The 24,430-nt window shown below is 58.2% G+C and carries 25 protein-coding genes and 2 pseudogenes; 4 read left to right on the top strand and 23 right to left on the bottom strand.

Features of this window, described 5'->3' with window-relative positions; all coding sequences use genetic code 11:
* Positions 1-226: 226 nt before the first annotated feature.
* Complete coding sequence (locus QME24_RS21485) at positions 227-1,873, bottom strand: Na+/H+ antiporter (protein WP_029885076.1); 1,647 nt, start codon at positions 1,871-1,873, stop codon at positions 227-229.
* A 248-nt stretch (positions 1,874-2,121) separates the two neighbouring features.
* Here QME24_RS21485 and QME24_RS21480 point away from each other — a divergent pair.
* Together QME24_RS21480 and QME24_RS21475 are read left to right on the top strand one after the other, a co-directional pair.
* A pseudogene (locus tag QME24_RS21480) lies at positions 2,122-2,400 on the top strand (type II toxin-antitoxin system RelE/ParE family toxin).
* Positions 2,401-2,408: 8 nt separating this feature from the next.
* Entirely contained in the window at positions 2,409-2,708 is a 300-nt protein-coding gene (locus tag QME24_RS21475; RefSeq protein ID WP_182365416.1) for a HigA family addiction module antitoxin, read from the top strand.
* A gap of 292 nt (positions 2,709-3,000) precedes the next feature.
* Here QME24_RS21475 and QME24_RS21470 read toward each other — a convergent pair.
* Positions 3,001-3,219 (bottom strand): annotated as a pseudogene (locus QME24_RS21470) (hypothetical protein); the annotation flags it as partial.
* A 361-nt stretch (positions 3,220-3,580) separates the two neighbouring features.
* Between QME24_RS21470 and QME24_RS21465 the strand changes: the two are divergent.
* The gene (locus QME24_RS21465; RefSeq protein ID WP_281691050.1) at positions 3,581-5,527 is read left to right on the top strand and encodes a hypothetical protein; all 1,947 of its coding nucleotides are present in this window, start codon (positions 3,581-3,583) and stop codon (positions 5,525-5,527) included.
* A gap of 2 nt (positions 5,528-5,529) precedes the next feature.
* Here the strand turns inward: QME24_RS21465 and QME24_RS21460 are convergent, their stop codons facing one another.
* The 3 genes from QME24_RS21460 to QME24_RS21450 form a co-directional block, all read right to left on the bottom strand.
* Complete coding sequence (locus QME24_RS21460; RefSeq protein ID WP_281691049.1) at positions 5,530-6,024, bottom strand: DUF2514 domain-containing protein; 495 nt, start codon at positions 6,022-6,024, stop codon at positions 5,530-5,532.
* Positions 6,021-6,464: a structural protein P5 gene (locus QME24_RS21455; protein ID WP_281691048.1), complete on the bottom strand. Its 444-nt coding sequence runs from the start codon at positions 6,462-6,464 to the stop codon at positions 6,021-6,023. Before QME24_RS21455 ends, QME24_RS21460 begins: the two co-directional genes overlap by 4 nt.
* An 88-nt stretch (positions 6,465-6,552) precedes the next feature.
* A complete protein-coding gene (locus QME24_RS21450) occupies positions 6,553-7,038 on the bottom strand; it encodes a hypothetical protein (protein WP_281691047.1) in 486 nt (161 codons plus the stop codon).
* Between the two features lie 203 nt (positions 7,039-7,241).
* Here QME24_RS21450 and QME24_RS21445 point away from each other — a divergent pair, with 203 nt between their 5' ends.
* The gene (locus QME24_RS21445) at positions 7,242-8,003 is read left to right on the top strand and encodes a CatB-related O-acetyltransferase (protein WP_281691046.1); all 762 of its coding nucleotides are present in this window, start codon (positions 7,242-7,244) and stop codon (positions 8,001-8,003) included.
* A 61-nt stretch (positions 8,004-8,064) separates the two neighbouring features.
* On the opposite strand, the gene QME24_RS21440 is transcribed toward QME24_RS21445, so the two are convergent.
* From QME24_RS21440 to QME24_RS21355, 18 genes are all read right to left on the bottom strand, one after another.
* Entirely contained in the window at positions 8,065-9,138 is a 1,074-nt protein-coding gene (locus QME24_RS21440; protein WP_281691045.1) for a hypothetical protein, read from the bottom strand.
* Positions 9,139-9,154: 16 nt separating this feature from the next.
* Positions 9,155-11,146 carry a sialidase family protein gene (locus QME24_RS21435; RefSeq protein ID WP_281691044.1) on the bottom strand — a complete coding sequence of 664 codons (1,992 nt, stop codon included), beginning with the start codon at positions 11,144-11,146 and terminating at the stop codon, positions 9,155-9,157.
* Between the two features lie 56 nt (positions 11,147-11,202).
* A complete protein-coding gene (locus QME24_RS21430; RefSeq protein ID WP_281691043.1) occupies positions 11,203-14,259 on the bottom strand; it encodes a host specificity factor TipJ family phage tail protein in 3,057 nt (1,018 codons plus the stop codon).
* Positions 14,256-14,633: a hypothetical protein gene (locus tag QME24_RS21425; protein WP_029885996.1), complete on the bottom strand. Its 378-nt coding sequence runs from the start codon at positions 14,631-14,633 to the stop codon at positions 14,256-14,258. Before QME24_RS21425 ends, QME24_RS21430 begins: the two co-directional genes overlap by 4 nt.
* Positions 14,634-14,635: 2 nt before the next feature.
* The gene (locus tag QME24_RS21420; protein ID WP_281691042.1) at positions 14,636-15,115 is read right to left on the bottom strand and encodes a DUF1833 family protein; all 480 of its coding nucleotides are present in this window, start codon (positions 15,113-15,115) and stop codon (positions 14,636-14,638) included.
* The gene (locus QME24_RS21415) at positions 15,112-15,564 is read right to left on the bottom strand and encodes a transposase (protein ID WP_281691041.1); all 453 of its coding nucleotides are present in this window, start codon (positions 15,562-15,564) and stop codon (positions 15,112-15,114) included. Before QME24_RS21415 ends, QME24_RS21420 begins: the two co-directional genes overlap by 4 nt.
* Positions 15,565-15,591: 27 nt before the next feature.
* A complete protein-coding gene (locus tag QME24_RS21410) occupies positions 15,592-15,735 on the bottom strand; it encodes a hypothetical protein (protein WP_281691040.1) in 144 nt (47 codons plus the stop codon).
* Between the two features lie 9 nt (positions 15,736-15,744).
* On the bottom strand, positions 15,745-19,782 hold the full coding sequence (locus QME24_RS21405) for a tape measure protein (RefSeq protein ID WP_281691039.1): 4,038 nt from the start codon (positions 19,780-19,782) through the stop codon (positions 15,745-15,747).
* Positions 19,783-19,838: 56 nt separating this feature from the next.
* Positions 19,839-20,243, bottom strand: a complete 405-nt coding sequence (locus tag QME24_RS21400) for a hypothetical protein (protein ID WP_281691038.1) — start codon at positions 20,241-20,243, stop codon at positions 19,839-19,841.
* A 17-nt stretch (positions 20,244-20,260) separates the two neighbouring features.
* Positions 20,261-20,500, bottom strand: a complete 240-nt coding sequence (locus QME24_RS21395; RefSeq protein ID WP_281691037.1) for a hypothetical protein — start codon at positions 20,498-20,500, stop codon at positions 20,261-20,263.
* 113 nt (positions 20,501-20,613) lie between these two features.
* Positions 20,614-21,057, bottom strand: coding sequence for a hypothetical protein (locus QME24_RS21390; RefSeq protein ID WP_281691036.1), 444 nt, complete (start codon positions 21,055-21,057; stop codon positions 20,614-20,616).
* 57 nt (positions 21,058-21,114) lie between these two features.
* The gene (locus QME24_RS21385; protein ID WP_281691035.1) at positions 21,115-22,284 is read right to left on the bottom strand and encodes a phage tail tube protein; all 1,170 of its coding nucleotides are present in this window, start codon (positions 22,282-22,284) and stop codon (positions 21,115-21,117) included.
* Between the two features lie 65 nt (positions 22,285-22,349).
* Complete coding sequence (locus QME24_RS21380) at positions 22,350-22,541, bottom strand: hypothetical protein (RefSeq protein ID WP_029886004.1); 192 nt, start codon at positions 22,539-22,541, stop codon at positions 22,350-22,352.
* Complete coding sequence (locus QME24_RS21375; RefSeq protein ID WP_029886005.1) at positions 22,541-22,948, bottom strand: phage tail terminator-like protein; 408 nt, start codon at positions 22,946-22,948, stop codon at positions 22,541-22,543. The genes QME24_RS21380 and QME24_RS21375 overlap by 1 nt, the downstream gene beginning before the upstream one ends.
* Positions 22,945-23,331 carry a hypothetical protein gene (locus QME24_RS21370; RefSeq protein ID WP_029886006.1) on the bottom strand — a complete coding sequence of 129 codons (387 nt, stop codon included), beginning with the start codon at positions 23,329-23,331 and terminating at the stop codon, positions 22,945-22,947. The genes QME24_RS21375 and QME24_RS21370 overlap by 4 nt, the downstream gene beginning before the upstream one ends.
* 3 nt (positions 23,332-23,334) lie before the next feature.
* Positions 23,335-23,718, bottom strand: coding sequence for a hypothetical protein (locus QME24_RS21365; protein ID WP_029886007.1), 384 nt, complete (start codon positions 23,716-23,718; stop codon positions 23,335-23,337).
* A 1-nt stretch (position 23,719) separates the two neighbouring features.
* Positions 23,720-24,091 carry a hypothetical protein gene (locus QME24_RS21360; RefSeq protein ID WP_029886008.1) on the bottom strand — a complete coding sequence of 124 codons (372 nt, stop codon included), beginning with the start codon at positions 24,089-24,091 and terminating at the stop codon, positions 23,720-23,722.
* The gene (locus QME24_RS21355) at positions 24,091-24,408 is read right to left on the bottom strand and encodes a hypothetical protein (RefSeq protein ID WP_029886009.1); all 318 of its coding nucleotides are present in this window, start codon (positions 24,406-24,408) and stop codon (positions 24,091-24,093) included. The genes QME24_RS21360 and QME24_RS21355 overlap by 1 nt, the downstream gene beginning before the upstream one ends.
* Positions 24,409-24,430: the final 22 nt, after the last annotated feature.

The following is a 24,430-nucleotide window of genomic DNA, read 5'->3' as shown; positions in this document are numbered from 1 at the left end:
CACAGGGGTTACTGGCCCGAAACAAACGTAGGAGCGAGCGCAGCTCGCGATGCGCCGCGCGGGCGGCGCTCGATCTCACAGGCGCTGAAGATGCTGCGGCTACCCTTGCCAGAAACCATAGAATCTCCCACAGGTGAATCGCGCAGGCTTTTCAAATTTGCAGAAAGACAGTTGCTCCTACCGGGGTAGGTGAGATACCTGTTGCTACAAAGACAGCCCCAGCGCTTTATTTGACCTGGCCCAGGTTCGCCTCACTCATGTCCAGCTCGCCCAGCACCTGCCGTACCACTTCATCGCCCACCTCGTGCTGACGATGCAGGTTGTACAGCTCCAGCCGCTGCGCCCTTAGCGCCCGCAGGCGCAAGCGGCGCTCCAGCAAATCCATCTGCTCGGCCAGTGCCTTGGCTTCGGCCGTGTCGTTATAACTGTCCAGCTCAGCCCGGTACTCCGCCATCAGGCGCGCCTTCAGTTCCGTGGCCATGGTTGCCTGGTCTGCATCCTGCGGCGCATTGCTGTCGATCACTTCCTCCGCCTCCAGGGCATGGATCGCCGCTTCTGCCGTGCGCCGCCAGGCTTCCTGCACCTCCTGTTGCAAGCGCTCGTCGGCGCTTTTGGTCACCCCGCGCAGCAATAGCGGCAAGGCGATACAGGCGCTGACCAGCGATAGCAGGATCACCCCTGCCGCGATGAAAATCAGCAGGTCCCGTTCCGGGAACGCCTTGCCTGCCCCCATCAGCAATGGCACCGACATCACACCCGCCAGGGTCACTGCACCCCGCACGCCGCCGAAGGTCAGCAGCCAGCAGGAGCGCGCCGTAGGCACCAGCACCAGCGCCGGCTTACCGCGCCAGCGGCGCAGCACGCCGATCGCGCGCCAGATACTCTGCACCCAGATGAAACGCAGCAGGATCAGCGCGGCAAAAATCGCCAGCACATCCAGGCAGCGGTAGGCCAGGGTCGGCCACACGGTGGTTTCGTGGCTGACCACAGCCTTGATGATGTCCGGTAACTGCAGGCCCAGTAGCAGGAAAATCAGGCCATTGAAGGCGAACTCCAGCAGCGACCAGACGCTGCGGTTGAGCAGGCGGGTGCTGGTCTGGCGTGGCAGCAGGTCGAGCCAGCTCTGCATCATGCCAGCGGCCACTGCCGACAAAATGCCCGACACGCCCAGCCGCTCGGCCAGTACATAAGCCGCGAACGGCAACAGCAGCATGAACACGACATGGGTCGCAGGGTCGTCCCAGCCCCGGGTGATCATCCACATGCGCAGGCGGCCGATCAGCCAGCTCAGGGCCACGCCCACTGCCAGGCCCCCCAGTGCTACCAGCACGAAGCTGAAGCTGGCGTCGGCCAGCGAGAAGGCCCCGGTGATTGCCGCCGCCAGGGCGAACTTGAAGGTCACCAGGCCAGAGGCGTCGTTCATCAGCGCCTCGCCCTGCAGCATATGCATCAGCGGGGTGGGCAGGCGGTCCTGGGTAATGGCCGATACGGCGACGGCGTCGGTCGGCGACAACACGGCGGCCAAGGCGAAGGCCACCGGCAGCGGGATGCTGGGCATCAGCCAGTGAATGAAGTAACCGGCCCCGACCACAGTAAACAGCACCAGCCCTACCGCCAGCGCCACCACCGGCCCTCGAAGGCGCCACAGTTCGCGCTTGGGAATCCGCCAGCCATCGGCGAACAGCAGTGGCGGCAGGAACAGGAACAGGAACAGCTCGGGGTCCAGCGCCACATGCAGGCCCAGGGTCGGCCACGCCAGCAAGGCGCCAGCGGCGATCTGCACCAGCGGCAAGGGCAGCGGAATCAGGCGACCGACCAGTTTCGACAGGCTGACCAAGGTCAACAGGATGAGGACGGTATAGGCGGACTGCATCCGGTAAGGCTTCCTTTTTGAACCAGAAACGACAACAGGGCGAAACATCGCCATTGAAACAATATGTTAGCGGCGATCGGCGAACCAGGGCCGCTGCACGATAGTCGCAGGTGGCGGATGAATATGTAACATGATGATACCCAGCAATCATGGCCGGCGTTACCCGAGCAACGTGCAGCGAAGCCCTTGAACTACCGCGATGAAGTCGTATAATCAAGCGTAACGAATAACGTTATGCATTCAATATCATGATTCAAAGCTTCAGCTGTGCCGACACGGAAGCACTATTTGTTACTGGAAAAACGCGACGTTGGTCAGATATCAAATCAGTCGCGGAGCGCAAACTGGCCATGCTCGATGCCGCAACAGAGCTGCGAGACCTGCGATCGCCACCTGGCAACCGCCTCGAGGCGTTGAGCGGCAACCGTGCCGGTCAGCACAGCATTCGCGTCAATGACCAATGACGCTTGTGCTTCACCTGGACCGACAACGGGCCGGCCAACGTTGAAATTATCGATTACCACTGAGGTGCATCATGCTCAAGAACGGTATGCGTCCAATCCATCCCGGTGAAGTCCTGCGTGAGGACTTCCAGAAAGAAATGGGCTTCAGTGCTGCGGCATTGGCCAGGGCGCTGGGCGTCGCCACTCCAACCGTCAACAATATCCTGCGCGAACGGGGCGGTGTTTCCGCCGATATGGCGCTGCGTCTGTCCATTTGCCTTAATACTACCCCCGAGTTCTGGCTCAACCTGCAGACCGCCTTCGATCTGCGCACCGCCGAACAGCGACACGGTGAAGAGATCATCGGGGCGGTACAGCGCCTGGTCGCCTGAACACGCCTTGATCAATAGACATGGACGTCTCAGGCGTGGCGCCGCGAGGTTGCTTCCCGCATAATCCCGCGACTGAAATCGAAAAACGGAGAGGTTGGGGCAACCTGTGATCCCCAATGCACACAATGACCTACACGCTCTACGGCATCAAAGCCTGGGACGCGCCAGTCATCCGATAAAAACCCAATATAATCAATGCATTAACCAAGAATCGGCGCCTTGTAATGGCGCCGTTTTTGTTCGTTTCTACCCCAATAGAATCAGGCGTTTACGGATGCATTTTGGGGAAGAATTAGACAGACTCTACACCCCACCCCGGCGTTCTGCCGATGACGATCCGTCCTGGACTGTCCCCATCCCACTTACCTGAAAGCTCGTAACTGAACAGGCCGATGTGGTATGCCTCATCGATCTCAACCAAGGCCCATGACTTGGCAGCCTCGGACAGCTCCAGCATGTCGACAAGACAATCAGCACTTACATCCCCTCGACGATGAGCGGCATAGGCCATGCTGGCGATCGAGACAGTCTAGGCTGGCCATGGCAAGCGCTGACTACGGCAATTAGCTGGCGGGGCTCAGCCGGCACTACTAGGTGCTCGAGCTTTTCTTCGTTTGTCCATTCCTCATGACGAAAACGGATGGTAGCGGCCTGCAAACCGGGCGCGTTATGATTAAGCCATTAATGGCTTTTGAAGCTTGATACCAACGCGCACAGCGTCATTGAGCAGGCCATGACTCATCAAGCTTAAAGAGTACGATTCAGGAAGAATGCGGATGATTGGGACAGATAATAACATGGACATTTCAACAGGACTTATTTAAGCCCTGAGGATAGCAGTTACCCTTTAATGATGCTGGAGCGTCAACTACATGAGCCACCTGCAAACTACGCCCCACCTTGTCACGTACATGGATGTAAGGTCAGCACTAGCATCCAACAACACCAACTCAATTAGAACAACCTTGCTTAGAGCGCACCTTGACGAACGACGTCAATGTGCTTTAGAGGCAATAACAGATTTTCTACCCCAAGTAGAAGATACTAGAATAATTTCTAATGAAACCTTCGACGCAATTGCCGACTTCATTATAACTCAAAAGCTTTTTGGGAGCCTCTATAAGCTCCGAAAAAAACTCCTGAATAGTTACGCTGACCGTCGATTTGTAGATTTTTATAACTTCTGCATTTTCGAGAAAAGACCACACGCGAGCGTTCCACTCCTAACTACAGAAGACGACAAGCACACATCAATTTCAGTGGCCTTGCGACTCAAAGCAGGAATCTCTGCCACTAAAGAAGAAATAGCCTCCGCACTAAACTCCAACTGCCCTGCGTTTGCCCGCGACTGGATTTATCGCGCAGCTGCTGGAGCTCACCCAGAGTATCTCTCTACAGTAATACGCCATGTTCAAAACCTAGCGGACTTGGAGTCTTTGCTGCATGAACTGACTATCTATGGGCCTCTGTACGGGGGTGTGCATCATGTTACTGAAGAACTATCTGAGAAAGTCAACGAGATTCTGCTAAAGGCACCATTACGTGCGCGCAAAATTAACGAGGGTGGCTTTGGCGAGGCCATTGAGATCTCACAAGAGTTACCGAGAGCCATCGTTGGCAGCAAGCTTATGCGGAGTGATGTGGAGGCATTCAATAGTCGATTTGTAATGCGGACTCAGTCGGGCTATTTGGCATATGGCTTTTTAGGAATTGGCTTGGGGCAATACGCAGTAATCTATGATGGCAGCTGTCAAACACTGCTGTCTCTGCAAGGCGTAACGCCTAACCCTGCACATATTCCAAGCTTTCTGAAATTAGATCAGGCAGCGCTTAGTCAGCTAGCAGATAGCGATTCAATTTTACTGAATCCTAACTTCCCAAGGCTCGGCGACTGCTTGGACAGATTCAGCTTCGTCAGCGACATTGTAGAGACGTCCAAGAAAAGTCCGGCAGGACTGTCGAAAGTAAACATTCTTGAGAGCATAAGCGACAATTTCATTTCGCCACAAAAACATGTCAATAATAGCAACGGCGTTAACTTATACTCCATAGCTGACGTAAGGAGCAAGAAATTTGAGACGCACTATATTAATAGCTGCCACTCAAGAAACAATATAGATAGAAGATTTTCTCTTTCCAAAAAAATGATCAAAGCTCTAGCCTCTAAAGATCCATTTGATGGCCTGTGCATGACAATAGAAAATCTTAAATCAAATGGATACTTCATATTTCACTTTGCAATCGAATCAGAAAAGCGATCCTTTAACAATCAATGGGAAGCACTAGCGCAAGCAATTTTATTAATTCGTAGATCAGGAATTGATAAAATTGTGATGCTTAACTCTGGCCTAACCAGCAAGGCAAATGCGTCGAACGCAAAAATTATGGAATTCGAGCTTGATTGGCCAGAGAAGGTCGGAAGCTTGCTGCCACGTGAATATCAGAAAAATGCTTTTGTGCCCATAGATCTCCACATGACAGCTGTTGACCGAAAAGCCCGTGCTATTTCCATGGCAGACTTTTTTATAGGTGGACTTGTAACAGCAACTCTGCTACCAACAGCCTCAGGTGTGCCAAGTCTGATTATAGGAAGTAAAACCTCGCTATCAGACGAGTACAGATGGCCATCGGGTGAACAAACATACTTTGTGCCTCGTTCATCCTCAACCGAAATGCTCAGCGATCAAGCCAATGGCGTTTCATCAGAGCTCCACGGTCAATACATGTCATATTCAATTGATCGCGAAACCCTGTATTCAAGGCTCGCGCAGGTTCTTAATCTGGCCATCAGTCGCTGGTACAAACGATCAGCGCGATAAAGCTATTCGCTCAGCCCGGTATAGGAGGCCTCGCACGCCAGGCCGGCTATCCTGGCTCGGTCATACGCCTTCGCCAACTCTCCCGCTCGAGCATCAGCCCGTGCGAGCAGGTCGGAGAGCACCATGGCGGCGCGGGTGGCTGTCTGGCCTCTGGCGACAGCGGCGGTATCCGGGCCGGGGCAACTGACGGTGGCGGCGAGCTGGGCGGCGTCGTGCTGCATCCGCTGGCCAACAGCATCGGCACCAGCAGCACCAGCGTCAGCCACCTGGTGTTGTTCGTGTGCATGGGCTCTCGCCTCCTCCTGCGCCTCGGCGCGTCGTTGTTCTTCATTGCGGGCATTGCGCTGACCTAGGGCCTCGGCCAGCCGGTCGCCGCTGTCGCGCTGCGCCGATGCGGCCAGGGCCTGGCCCCGCTCCACCGACCGGCCATGCTGGTAGGTGCCCCAGTAGGACAACAGCACCAGCGCCAGCAGGCCGATCCGCAGTGGCCAGATCATGCCAGCGCCCTCCGTACGCCTTCGTCAATGATCGCCGGCGCGTACGGATTACCGCCGTTCTCGTGAACGATGATGCCGACCACGGCTTCGCGCAGCACCTGCGGCTTGGAGATGTCGATAGAGTCGCGCACGCCAACACCCAGGCGCTTGGCGATGGCCTGCGCGTACGCCAGGGTGTTGTTCTCAGTGCTGGGCGCCCAGCGGCTGATGAACTCCAGCGGGGTGTCGATGCCTGGACGGCCAACACCGGGCATTCCATCCTTGCCCCGGTAGTTGATCAGCAGCTTGCCCAGGGCACGGATGCCGTTCTCAGGCGAGTCGAAGCGGGCAAAGCGCGGCTTGCCCACACCCTCCTCCAGGCCGAGCTGGCCGACCCAGGCGTTACGTGGGTTGAAGTCGATGTTTCCGGGGTTGTTCGAGCGGATGCCGCGTGCGGTCATGGTTTTCTCCAGGCATGAAAAAGCCCGCACAGAGCGGGCCGAATAAGCGAAAAATTTGTCTTTTCAAAACATAAATAATATTTAAAGCTTAGAAAATCGCATGAACCTCCATAACCTTGCGCAGCACTGCGATAAGTACATCATAGCTTCTCACGCTTTCATCTAGATCTGCATCATTTAAATAGAGGTAAGTATCTGGCGCTTCTGCAAAAATTGTTTCATTTTCGCTCGAAAGAATTTCATTATTCGGGGCAACGAGAAATCGTGCAATCTCGACCGGAACACCATCCCTCAGGGCGGGCACTGACAAAATAACTTCTAGCATTACGCAGGTTACGCAAGCTCGCGCCACTACATCTATGAAGAACTCCCTTTCCAAGACCTTACCAAGGATACGCTCTCCAATGTTACCGAGCGAAATATGAACCATTCCATTTAACCTATTTTCGGATATTTCGCCCCAGTGGTCGAAAAGTTTCCAAAGGCTTCTCTTAGCTATTATAGTTGCATCATGCCGCCGCTCCAAAAGATCGAAAAAAAATTCTCGATCGAAATCAAAATCATTCTTTGTCACTTAGCCCGCTCCTTGCTGTATGCCATAGCTAGCGTTTATCTACAGCAAAATGGCCTTGCTTTCCACTAATTTTGCGACTGACAGCTGATCTTCGATGAGCCGGTTTACCTGAGCCACCGCCGTGCTATCATCCCGCTGCCCTACCTCTCGGTTAGAGAGCTAGCCTGCAGCCTATCAAGGATTATAGAAAACAGGAGCCTACTGTGGCAGTTAAGTACCCTTACACATTCCTCTACACTGAGAAAATAGAGTCCTTTTTAATTGATAACAATATATTTTTGCAGCACCCTTTTAAGATCAAAGGCGTTTATAAATACGGTGAATCTTTAATTCTCAGAAGCAAGATTCTAGTTGAACCTTATGCCACCATGCAAAAAGGGCACTTCATATCTGTCGGCGCCTTTTCATTCTTCCAATCCAACTTCCTACCACCAGTAGAAATCGGCCGATACAGCTCTGTATCTTGGTCCGTCTCTGTAATGGGGCACGACCATCCAATTAATCACATCAGCACTCACCCGTTTACCTATAGAGATTACTTTCAAAGGCGCATAAAACAAGACTTTGGAACTACCATTGCCATAGGTGACTTTGCTGCAGACCGAGGGGCGGTAAGGATTGGTCACGACGTCTGGATTGGGCAGAATGCCCTTTTACGGCGAGGAGTTACCATCGGGAACGGAGCAGTAGTTGCAGCTGGAGCCGTTGTTGTTAAAGATGTGCCACCATATGCTATAGTTGGTGGCAATCCCGCCAAAATAATAAGATATCGCTTTGAAGAAAAGGTCATAGAGAAGCTACTGGCATCGCAATGGTGGCAATATCACTGCAAAGATTTCACAGGCGACGTCACCAATCCTGAAAAGTTTGTAGACGAGCTAGGCGAAAAAATTGAGCTAGGGCTAATCCACCCATACCGCCCGGCTTTAATAGACCTTGGCGAGGCCATTGAAAAACTAATCTAACCGTCTGCATAATCTAAAAATTTATGTGGCGGCGTACAACCGCCACTCATCAATGAATTTATTAGCCTTTATTCCATTGGATGCTGAGCATTGAGGACCTCGGCGAGGCGCCGGCAGACACCGCCTGCACTCGGCCTACATGCTCGACAGTGTGAGGCGCAAGGATCATTTCACCGTTCGATGCTTGGATAATGCCCATCCACTTGTCGGTCGTACCGAGGCCGATCGTTTCGCCTTCGCCATACGCCAGCTTGCTTGGATCAAGCCAGCCGACCTTGTCATAATTGTTCGGGCAGAACATGACTCGGCCGTCTGGCGTCAGCGCCGCACCCCGGAATTTTGCCCCGCCAGTAGGGCATGCCACGTTGAAAAGCGTGTTCGACTCCCAGCGGTAGATCGAAATCACGTTGGAGCTGTATGGAGCACAAACCACATCGCCGGTGAACAGCTTGGCCGACCCATAGAATCCAGCCGAAGCGACTCCAGATGGGCCGTTGGTGATCGTGCCGGTGCGAGGGTTGTAAATCTTGAAGGTGCCTGCGCTGTAAGGAATGAGCAGGATTCGACCGTCCGGCAGTTCTTCTGCGCCGCTGAAGAAAGGCGTTCCCGAGGCGCCATGCGCCGGGCCCTGGATCACCGTGTCAAGTACGGGGTCATAGATCCACAGGTAGGGGCTGGAGCGCGGGACAAAGATCACTTTCCCTGTGACGCTCGACACAATTGCGCCAGCGCTGCCGAAGTTTGCGCCAACACTGGCGCCCAGTCGGAATTGCCCGGTTCGGGTATCGTAGATTCCGACCTGCGGCGAGAGCATTGGCGCAAGGATGACGAGTCCCGTATCGGCGTGCAGCACACCCCCCCGGAATCGAGCGGATCCTGGCGTCTCCGGCCCGTCACGGTAGGTCTGAGTCAGCGGGCTGTACAGGCCGATATTGCCCTTGCCATAGGGCGGGAAAAGTATGTCCCCATCTGGCAGATTGATTGCTCCTGCAAACTTTTCCGTAGCGGTGGTGGCAGAGGGGCCGCGAGTATACGTGTTCGGAGTCGTGCCGGAAAAACTCTGGATGGACTTCCGTAACTTGGTCGCGTGCGCTGCGAAACTTGGTACGCGGTAGTTCAGTTCGGAGACGATCATTCTATGATTTCCCTGATTACTTGAAAGGGTCGCTGGCGATAGTGATTACCGGCACGCTTGTGCCTGCGACCACCTCTTGCTCAATAACTTTGGCGATGTGGATTTGACGCTTTCCAGCTGTGCGCTGGTTGTCGTACTCGATGAATATCTCGCCGTTATCGCCGAAGGCCACGACGGGATAGGTCAGCTGTCCCGCCGAATTGGGCTCGAGTTGGATGCGGTAGGGGTAAGTCACACCTTCGTCATCCGAAAGACCTAACGTCAGCGCCAGTCGGTTGGTGTCGTTGTTCCAGACGACCAGAAGTCGCCCGCTCGGAGAGCGACCGAGCCAAATTCTCGAAGAGGCCGCAGGCGCCAGCACCAGGTAATTTACCCACGGCGTCCAGGTCTTCATCAGGTCGCTGCTGTAGGAAACCAGCACACCGGAATCGCCCGCAGTCCAGCGTAGGAGTGCCATCACTCGACCGTCGGCCAACTGCACGAACTCGGTTTCAAAGAATCCGCTGTAGCCTGTGCCGTTGTTGGCAGGTAGCTGGGATACATGCCTGAGCTTCTGATTGCGCCAGTCGAATTCGTAAATGTGCGGTCCAACTCGATCCATGTAGAACGGCGGGTACTCAGCCGAGAAGCGCCAGCCGTCCACGGCCAGGTACCACTTTCCATTCACCATCACAGGGTGACGGGGATCGCCGAAGTACGACAGGCGGAACGGTTGGCCCCATACCGGGAATTCTGCGTTAGGATTCTGGCAGATGACTGCCCAGGTGCCCTGCACGCCGTCGAAGTGCTTGTTGTTCCCCATCACGCCGAAGAACAGCCAAAGGCGCCCATCGGGATCGAGCCAAAGCATCGGGTCAACCAAATGCTTATCGCGGCCGGCGCGCTGTTCGATCGGCAATGGGTTATCTGGATCATCGGCTGCCGTGAAGGTGAAATAGCCGTATTCCTTCACGGTCTGATTTTTGTCATCCGAATAGGCGAGCACCGTGAAATTTCCAGGCGCTTCACCAGCGAACTGGTTGTCCGCACGCCAGGCGCTCCAGTAGCGCGAAGCTCCCGATCTGGCAATGGTGGCGGTGGCTTGGTAGACCCGGCCTGACAGCCGATAGTCGGGATCGTTAGTGTTGCGCTCAAGGCGAGGGGGGACATCAACGAAAACAATCGGCGGGCGCTGCTCAAGGCCATATTCGATCGGGTAATTGCTTCGAATAATCTTCTCGACCGTGTCAACTTCTAGCACGGCCAGCCCGGTTCGATCCAAGATAACTTTCGCATCCGCTGCGTTATCAAGAACCTCATAGTCTGGACGGCCGGCGCGGTCCGTGTGCGTGGACGAGACATCAAGAACATCTACCGTTCTCACCAACTTCTGTGAAAAGCGAGTAGCATTGTTCAAGGTGTCGAAATTGGCTATCTCATCCAAGCCGCTGATGATTGTGACTGAGTCGGACTTCTTCGGTTCAACCGATATGTAGAGAGTTCCGCCAGTAGAATCCACAAGCCCGTCACCCGATCCGGTTAAGCGATTTTCAGTCCGATAAAAGCGCGCATCGACAGCAGCAGCATTGGCCGGCTGGTTGACGAACCGGAGCCACACCTTCGACGCGTTGTCCCACGAATACCAACCGTTCAGGTTTGGATCCTGGTCACCATCGACCAGGGCCACGACAGCATCGCGGGTCTGTGGGTCCGCGAGCATCTCGGCGTAGGTGGCATAACGCTTGTTATTGAGGTCGTCGCCAAGGTTGGCAGCGGTTTCCTGCATCTCCTCGATGGCTGCATCAGCCGTCGAGTTAACGGCCTCCTTGGCGGCCTCGACAGTTGGGTCTATCTGGGCCTTGGCGTCGATAACAATGTTGTGAAATGCCTGAACCGTGTATCGATCTCGTTCGAAACGATCTTTGGCAGTTTCCTCCAGGCTGTTCATGAGCTCGTCGAGTATGAGCGTGTTATCGTTCAGGTCCCGCGGGTCATTGCTAGGTGCCGGGTTGTTTGTGTTGTAGCGCATGGGATCTCCGGGCAAAAAAAGGCCCGCACTGGGCGGGCTTGCTCGACAGGGTCCGGTCAAGCCGGCGGGAATTGGTCGTCGTAGGTGTAAACGCGGGCATCGTAGGGCATGCCCTTCATGGACACGTTCCCGTTTTGACCGGGGTCAGAACTAGTGATCAACACCGGATATGCCCATCTGGATGCAGGCCCAAACAGGATGTGCGGCGGCTCCAGTGGGCCATCGACTACGGGCATGAAGTCGAGCGCGTCTACACGGACCGTGTACTGATCCACCTGCGTGGCGGTCCACGGCCCAGACAGCGTGCCGTCCAGCTTGCGCACGCCAATCAGGTGCTCGCCGCCTGCGCTGAAATCCAATGGCTCTGATGCGATCAACATGGTTCCCAACCCGGTAACCTGAAAGTCCAGCAAGACTGCGCTCTGGCACCGCTTTGGGGCGTCATCTGCGACGGCTGCGAAGCTGAGGTAGCCGCTGTTGCTGCCGTCCATCTCGGTTTCCCAGGTGTATGTATCGGTTCTGAACTTCTGGTGGCCGCGCCGGCGCATGCCGATGCGCCAGGCCCTGGTCCTGTCGCTGATTCCAGGCATTTTGACCTTCTCGACCTTGTTGCCCAGGTCGCCGGGCCAACGGCACTCGACCGTCTCCCATGCCCAGGTGATGCGTGAGAAGAACTCCACATCCACGCCGTCGAAGTCGTTGATCGACGGCATGGATCCGCTGATCTTGAGCATCTTGGTCATGTTTTGTGGTGAGTAGGTCTGAGTCTTCGGGCCGTAGGTCACATCGAACGCGGCGCGGGCGCTGTCACGAACCGGGCGCAGCAGGCCCCGGAAGGTCACTAGTTCCGCGAAGCCACAGGCCAGAGCGTTGTTCACCATGTCCTTGACGGTTATCGTCGAATCCAGCGTCTCGTCGTAGGTGTCTCCCCTGGCCACGCATAAATTATGAAATGCATGCCACTCCGGCAGATCGAGATCGTCATTGGTATATCCTCGCTGCTTCAGCTGGTGGATGCACCATGGCGCGATATCCCGCGTCGGCCCCTTGCTTGCGTCCATCAGAGGGATAATGCAGGTGGCCTCCAGATTGACTTGGCTTTCAGACTGGGCTGATAACCTGTCTCCCCCCCTGATGTTGCAGCTCATAACAGTTAGGCCGGGATAGCTTATGGGAGAGTTCAGCAGGCGCCCACGTAGGTCTGTCCAAGTTGCGTCATCCCGGGCTTCATCGTCGATTCTGCCAGGGCGATCTTTGTACAGCTTTCGCACGCGAGCCTCTGCACGCATGGCGTAGGGAAGGGAAATCCGCTCGGTGAACCCTTGGGCGTCTAGCGAGCCGCCAATTTTCTCAAGCTCTATGACCGTCCAGGCCCCTGCAACGTCCATATCGCGGTACTCGAACACATAGTAGGTCGGGATCTCGTAAATCTGCCCTTCCCGACCGATACCCGCCAGGCCATTGGCGTAGGTGACAGTCCACTCCAGCTCGGTGACCTTCTCGTTTTCAGGGCAGCAGGCGAACGGGCCGCGGTAACCGCCCTGCAGGTTCGAGGCGTCCAGCGTGATCAGGCCGTTAACCGTCTGCATGTTGTTGAAGCCAGGCCAGCTAGTATCGGTCGACCCAGACGAGGTAAGTCGGTCCACCTCGATGAGGCTGGTGCTGAACGCGGTGATCCGGTAGCGCAGGCCGCGCGGGCCGATAGTGGCCAGGCCTTGGCCAAGTGCAAGCCCAACCACGGGCGCGCCGCCGTCGTAGTCCAGCGTCATTTCAGCCGGCTGCTCGGGTATTGCGCTGGTGGTTGCCGTCCCTGTCGCTCCTACTGGGGACGATCCCAAGATGGTCGATGCACCGGTGGCCGTGATGGCCTGGCCGGCAAATGGCGTCACCTCAACGAAGCGCACGCGCCCGCTGCTTTGCTGCGCCTGGAACGGCTTGCCACTGAGCTGGGTGTTCAGTGCAGATACCAGTCCAGCGAGGTCGGTCGTTGCCGTGTTGAGCGTGATCGGGTACGTGGAGCCGCCACGCACCAAGTTGAATGTCAGCGGCGTGACGTTGAAGTCATACCGCGTTGGCGCGGCCGATCCGGTCAGCGTGGACGCGGTACCCGGGTTGGCAGGCACGCCAGGGCTGTATGGCGTATAGCTGTTCACCACGTACAGCCCGGCGTTCGCGCCAGCAACCTCGATGAGCATACCAACCGTTGGGTTCAGCATTTCCAGCGGGCCGCGGATGATGTCGCGCCCGGCGCCGCCGTCGATCACCGTGTAGGTGTAAGGGGACAGCACCCGAATGATGATGCCGTTCGACCAGTCCGCCGGGAACTGGCCGGAGCCGGCCGGAACGCTGATGGTGTCGCCAACGAACTGGTAGGCCGAAGCCGTGGCCGAACGGGTGAGTTCGGTTGCCATCGTCAGCTCCAGGCCGGCCGAACCGCTCGAGCTGGCCCCCACCTCCGGCACGTTGAACCAGTTGATGTGAGCCGGATCTGCCGAAAGGTCAGCGCCTGGCGGATAGATCGTGAACGAAGCATCTGCGCCGAGGGAGATCAGCGGGGTTTCGCCAACCTTCACCTTGGTCGATGGGACCTCATATTCACCCTCACCGATATAGAGCAGCATTTCGACGCGCTGGTCACGGGGCGCCAGGTGGTAGCGGCGTGGCTGGGTCAGGTGCGACGGGTAAACCCGCTGGTGGCCGGCGATCTGCCGCACAGGGTCGCCCAGTTTGACCTTGTTGCCCTTGGCGCTTGCCTCGGTCAGGGGGTCGCCCTGCTGGGTGCCTGCGCTGGATGGCATGCCTGGCATCTTGGGCATGATCGACTTCAGCACCGCCTTGGCGCCTTTGAACAGGGCGAAGGTGATGGAGAACGGGTCAGTGCCCTTCGGCTCGCGGTAGATCTGCAGCAGGTCAGCGGGCTTGAACTTGACCTTGTGCCACAGGTGCTGCTCGATCACCTCGTCGTTCAGCACAATGCTGATTGGCGGGCTTTCCCGGCGCTCGTAGGATGGGGCCAGTGACTTCAGCCACTCCTCGATCGACATTCGGCGGTCGGTCTTCCAGGTGCCGAGAGGCGCCGTATTGCTCAGCTTGTTCGGGTAAAATTCGATCATCGGTAATACACCACCCTTGGGTGAGCGGCCTCGAACTCGCCAGTCGTCCGGAGGCATGCGCCGCCGGGGTTTGTGTCCAGCACCTTCAACCTGCCCTCGCTTTCCACCACCACGCCTACGTGCAGACACAGGGAGCCCCGGAACACGGCGGCAATCGCCCCGGGTTCTGGTGCGCACTCCTCCATGCCCTGCCGCAGGTCGTGATAGGCCTCGGTGTTGGCCCTGAGCTTGTTCTTGCCCACGGCACCGAGGCTTGGCAGCAGCGGCAGGCCGAACAGCTCATGGCGCACCGCGATGCACATCCCCCAGCAATCGAAGGCAAAAGGCCCCCGTGCACCCTCGCGATACGGGGCGCGCATGAATTTTTCGATCATGGTCAGATGTACTTCAGGCCTGGTGCCAAGGATGTGGTCAGGATGGTGCGGAGACCGTTGGTGTTGAGCAGGTCGAAGAAGCCAGCGGTCAGCTTGGCAACATCGCCCTCATACTCCCGGCTGAGCAGCGTCATGCGGTACCGCTCTTGAGGGAACGACAGGTCTTCGGCCAGGTAGCGGCGGAAGGTGATGATGAATCGGTCGTCGGCCGCCTTGGCCTCCTCCACGACCTCCTGCACCTCGCCGGTCACGTTGTCCAGGCCGAGCACGAGGTTCTGGAACGCGCTGTTGTCGTTCTTGGGCAGGGCCAAGTCCATGGCCATCGCGATGAAGGTCAGCGTGCGGCCGTCCTCGGTGGTGCACACCCGGTCTTCCCAGCCTGAGCAGTACAGGTGGGAGACGGTGCCGCCTTCCTTCCTGGCCTCGATGGTGTCGACCAGTTCGCCCCTGCCCGAGGCGTAACACTCCTCGATCAGGCTCATGCTTCAGGCCACTCCACGTTTATCGCCACATCGATGATGTTTTTGTTGAACCAGTACTCGGGGAACTGCTCCCAGCCTTCGGGAATCAGCGGACGCTGCTTCAATTCGGCGTTGATGGAGTACCGCCAGCGCTTCACCTGGGTCAGCTCAACTTTCCCGTAGATGCCGATGAAGTGGACCTGGTAGGTGGTGAAGCCGGCCGGCAGCTGGAGCGGCATTTCGAACCACTCCATCCCATCATTCAGCGTTCGCGAATACCACGCCTCGAAAAATGCCGCCTCATCCTCTTCAAACACGAAGTTGAACGTCAGTTCAGACGGGACATAGCTGCGCACCTTCCGGTACCGGCGGCGGCCGGTGACCATCGGCGTAGCGCGCATTGGGTCAACTGTCGCGTAGCCATAGCCATCCTGCAGCGGAAGTGGCAATTCTGCCGGGTATTGAATCATTGCCATTCCTCAGCTGAGGTTTGCGTTTTAGGTGAGCGGGCTGAGGCCCAGCGCTTCCTCGATGCGGGCGAGCCGCCTTTGGAGCAGAAGCTCTTTCTCATCTGGTGGCACAAAGGGCTCGGGCACAGTTGCGCCCGCCCCGCTGTCGGCCTCGTCGGTTTCGGTGGTCATGGGATCTACCTACGTTGGGTTGCGCGACAGGCCGTAGGCCGCTTCGATGGCCTGCGCCCGCTCGCCGCCGCCCCAGATGTCAGCCACGAAGGCGTCAATCTGCAGCTGGCCGTCATCACCGGTGCGCTGATCAACAGTGCCGGCACGGGACCGGTCTTCGATCAGGTTCACGGTGACGTTTGGCTGAGTGACCACAGGCGCCTGGGTGCTGCCGGCCGATTGGGTCGATACAACCGAGCCGCCACCACCAGCCACAGATACCCGCTCATTCGAGTTGATCGCCTCCAGCAGCGCCCGGTTGCGCTTGGTGGCCGCGGCATTCACCACGAACTCGCCGTCGCTCAGGCGGGCCATGATGCTGTCGGAGGTGCCGGTACCGGCGCCGGACACGTACCCACCGGTGGCGAAGCCAGGGATCACGGCCAGGCTGGACGCCAGAGCAGTGGTCGAGGTCAGTGCGGCCGCTGCAGGAACGGAGTTGGCGCCCAGAGTTGCCAGGGATGCCATTGCCGCCGCCGGCGCCCAGGCCGTGGCCGTGGTACCCGCCAGGATCATGCTTTGGCCGGCCGCAGCGGTGCCGAGAGTAGCATTCAGCGCAGCATTCAGCGCCATCTGCACGCCCATCTTCACGAAACCGGCGATGATCTCGCGTACCACGTTCGAAGCGATATCGCCAAGCGTGCTCATGGACAACTGCCCGCTCATAATCGCGTCGGTGATATCTGTCGAGATGGTGTTGAATGCGCTGGAGAAGATCGACTGCGTTTGCCCGGCGATGTCGCGCGCCTGGTTGCCGAAGTTCTGCACGGCAGCCGTCCACCCGTTGATCGGGTTGAGCATGGCCTGATCCATCTGCGCCCAGCCGGCTTGGAGCGCTGCCAGTTGCTGCGGGAGAAACTCGTTCGTCAGGTCGATCTGCGCCTGCAGGTCCTGGCGCTGCTTCTCCGTCGTGGCATTTGCCAGTTCGGTGCGCAGCTGCAGGATGCGGTCATTGGTCTGCTGCTCCAGCTGAACGCGCTGCTGCATGCGCTGCGTTTGCAGGTTGCCCATGCCAACACTGGCTGCGTCCAGGCTGTACTGGGCGCGGTCATTGTCCAGCTGTTTTTGGAGCTGCGCCCGGTACTGCTCAGCCTGGGAAAGGCCTTGGGCACCCTTGATAGCGGCGGCGTAGTTGATCGACGATTGAGCCAGGGCCTCGTTGTACTGCTGCTGGGTGATCTTCCCTTTTGACAGCAGAAGCTCCAACTGAGACTGACGCTCGACATACTCTTGCAGCGCGAACTTGGCCGGCTGGGCCGCCTTATACAGGTTGTCGAAAGCGGTCTGGGCTTCGTTCAGCTTGCTCGATAACCCCTTCTGCCCTTTCGGAGATCCAGTGTTTCCGGGCTTCGCAGTGGTGTTTCCGTCAATCTGATCCAGTACTTCCTGAACCATCTCCGCAACCGTCTTGGTTTTCGGCGATGACTTCGGTTGCGAGGTCGGCTGCTGCTGGCCAAAGGTCAGAAGGCTAGCCCCCTGCAGAGTTTGCTTAGGCTCGTATTTCTCGACCAGCGAAATCCCCTTGGCGTAGCGCACTGTCTGGTCGATAACGGTTTGAATCGCATCAACCTGGCGCTTGGCGCTGGACTCGGCGTTCTCAGCCATGGTCTTCATGGAGCGCCCTTGGCTCTCCATTTGCGACTTAATGGCTTCGGACGCAGTGATCGAAGCCGTGAGCTGTACCCGAAGCCTTTCCTGGTCTTCCTTCTTGCCGTCCTTGACTGCCTCCTCGTACTTCTTGAGGAGGTCGGTTTGTTCTCCGATCAGGCGCGCATATTCGACCTGCTGGCTGTTGAATCCAGCCTTCGCAGCCGTATATGCAGCCTCTTGGGCAGTATTTGCGCCAATGAGGTCACGGGTTTGCGTCAGCTGGGAAATGTACTTTTCCCAGGCCTGCTCGCCACCACCGACCGCCGCAGCCGAGGCCTGCTGCGCGCTCGCCAGGGACTTGGCTGAACTGGTAGCACCATCAGTTGCGGTCTTGCTGCGGTCAAGCAAGCGGGCGTAGTCGTCAGCCTTCTGGCTGCTGGCTGAGTATTCGGCTCCGATCCTGACCAGTTCGTCGCGGTACACGCTGGAAATCTGGGTGTTGCTGGTCAGCCATCCGGTCAGCGAGTCAAGAGAGCGCTGACCATTTCTTACCTCCGCAAACATGCTCTTGAAGGTCTCGGCCGACTCTACTCCACTAGCGCCGAGAGAATTAAGGCCATCGAAGGCACGCGTGAAGTAATCATTCAGCGCGCTGCTGGCGTCCCTCGCGGCATCCCGCTGAGCATCCATCCATTTCGATGACTGAAAGCGCTTCTGTTCGGCGCTAAGCTCTCTGAACTTCGCGATGGAGTCATCCAACGTTAAGTTCTGGTCTATGAGAGCTTCGGTGGCGGTGTCAGTACTTGAAGCGAAGTAGATTGCAGCTCCGGCCGCAACCGAAAGGCCCAGTGTAATCAGCCCAAGCGGGCCGCCAAACGCGGACAGCGCAGCTGACCCTGCTGTTCTAGCAGCAATCCCTCGCTGCTCAGCGGCATTCAGCGCATTTTGTGCTGCTGTTTGAGCGCCGAGAATAGCAACACCATCTGTGCGGACTGCGTTGAGCGCCACGGTCTGCTGGCCGACGACGGCCCCCGTGGCAAGTTCAGCCTGGCGCGACGCTGCAAGCCTTCCCTCGGCCGCGGCCAATTGATTGGCGATCGCTGCCTCAGCTGTGCGGATCTCGGCCAGACGGGTATGAGATGCGGTGAGTCCGGCATTCGTGATCTGCGCCTGCAGGCGCTGGATTTCCAGTTGCCTGTCAGCAGCCAATTGAGCAGACACAGCTTTGAGCTGCTTAACGCTAGAAAGCTCGGTCTGTGTCGCCGCCATAGCCTCGCTACGGGCGTAGATTGCTCTGGCCAGCGATGCCTCTGCCGTGGCCACTGTCACGCTATGGATCGCAACAGCTTCTGATGCAGCTGCAAGCTCACCTTGCCGAGCAGCTACAAGTTGCTGATTGGCTGCAGCTGTATCTGCCAGCCTGGCCTTGGCCGACAGAGCCAGGGACGAAACCAGGCCTACACCAACCTTGGTTGCGTAGGCTCCAGCTACGGCGATCAGCGCGTCAGTGTTTTCGACGACGGTCTTCAGGCCGTCTCCGCCAACAGCAACAAGGCTCCCAAGACCGTTGGCGATACGCTGAATGCCCATGACAACATCTGGCTGGGCCAGAGACGCGGCCAGGGCGTCTACGGAACTTACGACAGGGTCGACATTGATTTGCCCGACGGCAGCCAGGAAGTTGTTCTTGAGAGCCTGCGAAGCCTGCTCAAACGTCCGCGGCATCTTCGCCAGTTCAGCGTTTAGCGATGTCAGCGACTTGAGCAGCGCGTTCGTTACAACATCGCCAGTGATCTTCCCTTCTGCCGCAAGCTTGCGAATCTCTCCGTTCGTTACCCCCAGATAATCGGCCAGAGCGCGAGTTATACGCGGCCCTTGCTCCATGACGGAGTTCAGCTCCTCGCCGCGCAGCGTGCCGGAGGCGAGACCCTGAGAAAGCTGAATTGCAGCGTTCGACGCCTCCTGCATCGTTGCGCCAGAGATCACGAAGGCCTTGTTGAGCGCATCGGTGACGTTGAGCATTTGCTCTTGCGTGTAGCCGGCACCGCGAGTGGCGTTTGCCAGGCGCGTGTACAGCGAGACGGTGGATTCAAGCGAACTGCCGGTGTTGTTGGCCATCGCCAGCAGCTTCTGGAACGACTCGCTGGCGTTTGCCGTCGAAGTACTGACCAGCGCCAGAGAGCCCTGCATGTTCTTGAAGGCATCGGTCATGCGCAGCACTTCGCGAGCGACGGCGCCCACCCCAAGAGCAGCAAGCGCACTGCCTGCAGCGCGAGCAGCAGTTCCAAGCCCGCGAACGTTGACCGTCGCCTCGCCGCCAGCGTCACCCAGGCTGTTGAGGCTCGTACGCAGCTGGTCGATCTGCTGTCGAGCGTTTCGCGAGTCGATGACTATCGAGAGGCGGGATTCCTGAGCCATGCCTTTCTCCGGGCGTAAAAAAACCCGCCGGAGCGGGTTGTCATGTCGTATTCGGCCTACTTGGACCTTAATTCAGCCATTGCCCTTAAGCAGCCGCTGTAGAAATCGTTCCTGAAGTCGCTGATTGCGGAAGTCTTCATTGGCTCAGTGCTGTACCTGGGCAGCTTGAAGGCTTCCACGAATGCAATTCGCACAATCGAGTTAACCTGGGCCTCCTTTGCATCTGAGATCTTCGAGGCTCGCCTATCTATGATTGCCAGCGCCTCGGACAGGTTCTTCCCATTTTGCCTGTACTCCATCGCGCCCTTTGCCGCTGTGTCATAGACCTTGCAAGGGTCTTCTTCCGCAGCCTGAGCAAACGATGCTGCGAGCATCGCTGGAATGAGTGTCGCTCGAATCAGTGACATTTCCTGCACCTCCGTATGATGAGGGCAATCTACCACCATCAGCAGGATGCGCAAAAACGCCTCTTCGCCACCTAGCGCTTCGGTGGTGTTTTGGGCTTGGCCTTCTCTTGCTGCTCATCCCATTGCCTGCGGAACTCGTCATCCAGGGCAAAGATGGCGGCATCGAACTCTTCGCGGCATATCGCCGAGGGGTAGCGGTCGAGGTATTCAGTGATGGCGGATCGCGCGATTGGGGCCGGCGCACCGACCATGCCGACGTACTGGCGGGACCTGCCAATCTGTCCGTACGCCTCAAGAATTTCGGCGGTCACTGGATCAATTTCCGGCGTCGGCGGCACAGGCTCCACGCCTTTAAGGCGCTCTCGCTTCCAGCGAGCTTTCTCGTTCGCCTCTCCGGCCCAATCGCGCCCCCAGCAATAGGCCTCTACGGCTTTTTTGCCGTCTCTTTGGCCCGCTCCTCGGCCCGCGTTGCGATGTCCGTAGCCACCTGCAGGGCGGTGAAGTACACGTCCGGACGCTGGGCAATGAGCAGCTTCCCGCGCTCTTGTGTGTATGGGGTGTCAACACCCGGCTGTTCAGCCTCTTCGACGCCCTCCCACTCCAGGATGATGTGCTTGCACACCAGGTCTACCAGCATGTCATCCATGCTCTCGATCTCTGGAATCTCGGCGTTCGCTGGGTCAAACCCATCGGTACCTACGCCATAGCGGGAGTCGACAATAGCCTGATGCCGCTGGATCAGAGCGTGGTGCGACTTGAACTTCGGGTTTGCTGCCGAGCCGACCTTGATCTTCACACCGGCGGCTATCTCAACCCACCGCGTACCTTCAACGTCCAGCTTCGGAGCCTGGGAAATGACAAGAGCCATGGTATTCCTCTGCGGTAAAAGGCCCGACGCGCACCGCAGGGCGCGCCGGGCAAAGGATTAAGCGGTGACGGTGACAGCGCAGGTGTCGGTCTTGGTGCCGTCTGCGACGCTGGTAGCCGTGATGGTGGCGGTGCCGGCGGTCAGGCCGGTGACCAAGCCGGTGGCGCTGACACTGGCGACCGCTGGGTCCGAGGTGGTCCACTCGACCAGCTGGCTCGCACCAGCCGGGGTGACTACGGCCTCGAGGTCGGCGGTTTCATCAACGGCCAGACTCAAGGTGGCAGGTGTCACCTCTACAGCAGCGATTACAATCGGTGCCGGCAGGCGGGTGATGGTCGGCGGCACGCGGCGAGCGGTGTAGCTCAGCTCCACCTGGATGATGTCGGTGGCGCCGCCGTCCGGCCAATCGCCGCTGACTTCCATCTCAGGGATGAAGAAGGTGTAGCCCCCGTCTGCGTTGCTCAGGGTGAACTCGAAGCTCACTGCGTCACCAGTCTGCTGCGCCTTCCAGTATTCGTAGGCGGTCTTGGACCAGCTCATGGTGATCGAGCCGCCCGGCACGAAGGTGGTCTGAATGATGTTGCCGGCAAACGGGTTGCCGTTGCCGATGCATCGCTGGGTCTGCGAGTTATTGGCGAACTGCAGGTTGAAGGTGTCAACGCACGCGTTGTCGTCACCCAGTTGCACGCCGTTGATCTTCAGCCCGGTCACGTCCTTGAAGCCGTAGCGCCGCTGGTTAGCCTCGGGCGCAGGGCTGACGATGAACGAGGTGTTGTCGGCCTTGTCCTGCCACGAGGTGGCCATGAACGTGGTGGTGACGCTGATCTCGTTGTCGTTCGGGACCTCGATGTTGATCGTGTCAACCTGAGCGCCCCGGGCAATGCCCGCGATACCCACGTCAGCGTCGTACGCGGCGATGGAGAACGAGATTCGCTCGTTGCCCATGGTCAGGGTATTGCCGACCCAGTTCGCGCCGAAGCAGGAGGCCAGGAACTCGTCCAGGGCGCCGTAGCGGAACTTGGTTTCGATATCGCCGCCTACGTCCACAGTCGTCTGGGCAGTGCCCTGCGACATCCGGGTTTCGCCGATCTCGTTGTTCTCTTCGGTGTTGTAGGTGGGCACCAGGCCGAAGCTGACGCGGGTCAGCACGTTCCATGGGCCCGGCGGGGTAGTCCCCGGCGTCACTTCGCGAATCCACGCGGTTGAGCGTTTTGCACCGCTACTCATGGGGTGTTTCTCCTATCGATAGGCGTAAAAAAACCGCCATGTGGCGGTGCAGGGTTTGCTTGTGGTCAGGCGGGAATAGTGCGGACCACGATGATCGGCAACGGGTCGTCGTCAGGCCTGAATACGACCTCGTTGTGCTCGAGCAGCGGCTCGGTGTACTCAACGATCGATCCGTCTTCCTGAATGGCCCTGGTGGTGTGCGCAACAGCGCGGTCTACCACTTCGCCATTGAAGCGGACCTTCATGGTCTGGCTCATCAGTAGGCCCTGTATGGGAGCGAGATGTTGACCTGGTACCAGCCGTTACCTTCGTCACCAACCACGCTTGGCGATGCAGCGAAGAAGTCCAGCGGCCCTTCTGGCGCGCTGTAGTACTCAAAGTGCTGCACCAGCGTGTCGGCGGCCTTGGCAATAGCCAGGGTGCCTTTGTTGCTTGGCACGAACAGCTGAACGATGACAATGCCCGTGCGCCGAACGCTTGGGCCGTTGCCTACCTCTGGCGTGCTGGATAGGCCAGGAACATCCGCAAGCCTGGCCCAGATTGGCTTGCCTGCTGGACTGAATGGCCCCTGCGGGTTGTTCGGGTAGTCGACAGCGTCTGCGGGAATGCCCGCCCACTGCTGCATACGGCCGATGATCACGGCGCGGATCTGTTCGAAGGTCATCTGCTGTAGGCCTGGGAAACGCTGTGGAAGGAGACTTCATAAATGCCGGCAGGAGCCTGCTTTGAGTGCCCCTGTTCGAGCGGCAGCGCATAGGGAAGCGAGTTCTGGATGAACACCTGCGTGTACGGCTCAAGCCCGCTCATGGCAGACAGGCCGCGCTGGATCGTCTCGCCGCCGCTCTTGTCCAGGTTCTCGGTGGTCGTGTAGACCGGGGCGCCAACGCTCACGATGTTATTGCCTCGGAATCGCCCGGTATCGACCGGCGACCGGAGCACGATCTCGTTGAGCATGGCCAGGGCGATCACCCTGACGCGCTGAGTCAGCGCCTCTTCTACCACGCCAGCGAACAGGCTTGGCGGTGTGCTCCATCCCTGCTTGGCCATGGGTCACTTCCTCAGTTGCACACGATAGGTGGCCGAGGCCGGATCGGCTCGCACCGATTTGACCAGGTAGACCACCTGCTTGGTACGGTCCATCAGGTCGGGCGCCGTGATTTTGTGACCGACATCCGGGGTATCCGCGACCTCGTTGGCCAGCGCGGTAAGGCGCAGATCACCGACGAGGATGTTGATGTTGTCGATTCGGCTGTCTTCGTAACGCGAAAGCACGCCACGGCCTGAGTAGGTGACCGGCTGGGCTGTCGTGGTTTCGTTAACCGGATCCCACACGCCTGGCCCCATGTACTCGCCGGTGAAGGCCAGAACAGCGTCGGCCAGGTCCGTATTGAACGCCTCGGCTAGGTCGGCCTGCAGCTCGTCGCGAAGTCCCATATCAGCCCCTCACGATCTTGGTCTGGCCGCTGTTGTTCAGGTAGGGCGCCAGCAGCGCCAGGGCGAACGACTCACCAGCACTGATGGTGCGGAACGACTCGGCGTAGGTCTTGCTGCTGGACACCCCGTCAGCATCCACCGACTTGCTCAGCACGCCGGTTTCCTTGCTGCCGTAGATGTTGCCCGCCGCAGCCTCGCGGGCAATCTCTGCGCCGGCCTGAATGACGTCATCTGGTACCGGATCGAACTCAGGCAGGCCGAGATTGGTAAGCCAGGTGTTGGCCATCAGCACCGCGCGGGCCTTCTGGTCGGCGGGCGCCCAGGTAGGCCAAAGCAGGGCGTCTACCTGCTCGACGGTGATGTAGGTGGTCATTACTTGGCCTCGTCCAGCAGCTTCTGCAGGTCTTCCAGGCTGGCTTCAGCGGGAAACTCGACGCCCTTACCTTTCAGCGCGACTTGCAGCTTTTCCTTGGCTTCAGCCTCTTTGGCTTTGGCCTCGGCTTCTTCGGCGGCCTTTTTGGCAGCTGCCGAATTTGCGCCCTTGCCGCCCTTCGCAGCCTTGATCGGCTCCGGGTGCTCGTAGTCAGCCGGCGCGAACTTGGCGTCAATGATCTTGTAGCCCTTCTGACGCAGCTCGGCTTTGCGCTCGGCGCTGACCGGGTGTTGCTCGTAAATCACTTTCTCGCTCATGGCGTTCTCCTGAGGAATGCGC

The sequence above is a fragment of the Pseudomonas sp. PARCl1 genome (assembly GCF_947311875.1).
GTDB lineage: Bacteria > Pseudomonadota > Gammaproteobacteria > Pseudomonadales > Pseudomonadaceae > Aquipseudomonas > Aquipseudomonas juntendi.
Note: the sequence above shows the minus strand (reverse complement) of the source record. Positions and strands in the feature narration are given on the sequence as shown.

What these genes read in the sequence shown, in the direction of transcription:
- QME24_RS21485 (WP_029885076.1), bottom strand. Translation starts at nt 1,873, where the DNA reads ATGCAGTCCGCCTATACCGTCCTCATCCTGTTGACCTTGGTCAGCCTG.
- QME24_RS21475 (WP_182365416.1), top strand. Translation starts at nt 2,409, where the DNA reads ATGCTCAAGAACGGTATGCGTCCAATCCATCCCGGTGAAGTCCTGCGT.
- QME24_RS21465 (WP_281691050.1), top strand. Translation starts at nt 3,581, where the DNA reads ATGAGCCACCTGCAAACTACGCCCCACCTTGTCACGTACATGGATGTA.
- QME24_RS21460 (WP_281691049.1), bottom strand. Translation starts at nt 6,024, where the DNA reads ATGATCTGGCCACTGCGGATCGGCCTGCTGGCGCTGGTGCTGTTGTCC.
- QME24_RS21455 (WP_281691048.1), bottom strand. Translation starts at nt 6,464, where the DNA reads ATGACCGCACGCGGCATCCGCTCGAACAACCCCGGAAACATCGACTTC.
- QME24_RS21440 (WP_281691045.1), bottom strand. Translation starts at nt 9,138, where the DNA reads ATGATCGTCTCCGAACTGAACTACCGCGTACCAAGTTTCGCAGCGCAC.
- QME24_RS21435 (WP_281691044.1), bottom strand. Translation starts at nt 11,146, where the DNA reads ATGCGCTACAACACAAACAACCCGGCACCTAGCAATGACCCGCGGGAC.
- QME24_RS21430 (WP_281691043.1), bottom strand. Translation starts at nt 14,259, where the DNA reads ATGATCGAATTTTACCCGAACAAGCTGAGCAATACGGCGCCTCTCGGC.
- QME24_RS21425 (WP_029885996.1), bottom strand. Translation starts at nt 14,633, where the DNA reads ATGATCGAAAAATTCATGCGCGCCCCGTATCGCGAGGGTGCACGGGGG.
- QME24_RS21420 (WP_281691042.1), bottom strand. Translation starts at nt 15,115, where the DNA reads ATGAGCCTGATCGAGGAGTGTTACGCCTCGGGCAGGGGCGAACTGGTC.
- QME24_RS21415 (WP_281691041.1), bottom strand. Translation starts at nt 15,564, where the DNA reads ATGATTCAATACCCGGCAGAATTGCCACTTCCGCTGCAGGATGGCTAT.
- QME24_RS21410 (WP_281691040.1), bottom strand. Translation starts at nt 15,735, where the DNA reads ATGACCACCGAAACCGACGAGGCCGACAGCGGGGCGGGCGCAACTGTG.
- QME24_RS21405 (WP_281691039.1), bottom strand. Translation starts at nt 19,782, where the DNA reads ATGGCTCAGGAATCCCGCCTCTCGATAGTCATCGACTCGCGAAACGCT.
- QME24_RS21390 (WP_281691036.1), bottom strand. Translation starts at nt 21,057, where the DNA reads ATGGCTCTTGTCATTTCCCAGGCTCCGAAGCTGGACGTTGAAGGTACG.
- QME24_RS21385 (WP_281691035.1), bottom strand. Translation starts at nt 22,284, where the DNA reads ATGAGTAGCGGTGCAAAACGCTCAACCGCGTGGATTCGCGAAGTGACG.
- QME24_RS21380 (WP_029886004.1), bottom strand. Translation starts at nt 22,541, where the DNA reads ATGAGCCAGACCATGAAGGTCCGCTTCAATGGCGAAGTGGTAGACCGC.
- QME24_RS21375 (WP_029886005.1), bottom strand. Translation starts at nt 22,948, where the DNA reads ATGACCTTCGAACAGATCCGCGCCGTGATCATCGGCCGTATGCAGCAG.
- QME24_RS21370 (WP_029886006.1), bottom strand. Translation starts at nt 23,331, where the DNA reads ATGGCCAAGCAGGGATGGAGCACACCGCCAAGCCTGTTCGCTGGCGTG.
- QME24_RS21365 (WP_029886007.1), bottom strand. Translation starts at nt 23,718, where the DNA reads ATGGGACTTCGCGACGAGCTGCAGGCCGACCTAGCCGAGGCGTTCAAT.
- QME24_RS21360 (WP_029886008.1), bottom strand. Translation starts at nt 24,091, where the DNA reads ATGACCACCTACATCACCGTCGAGCAGGTAGACGCCCTGCTTTGGCCT.
- QME24_RS21355 (WP_029886009.1), bottom strand. Translation starts at nt 24,408, where the DNA reads ATGAGCGAGAAAGTGATTTACGAGCAACACCCGGTCAGCGCCGAGCGC.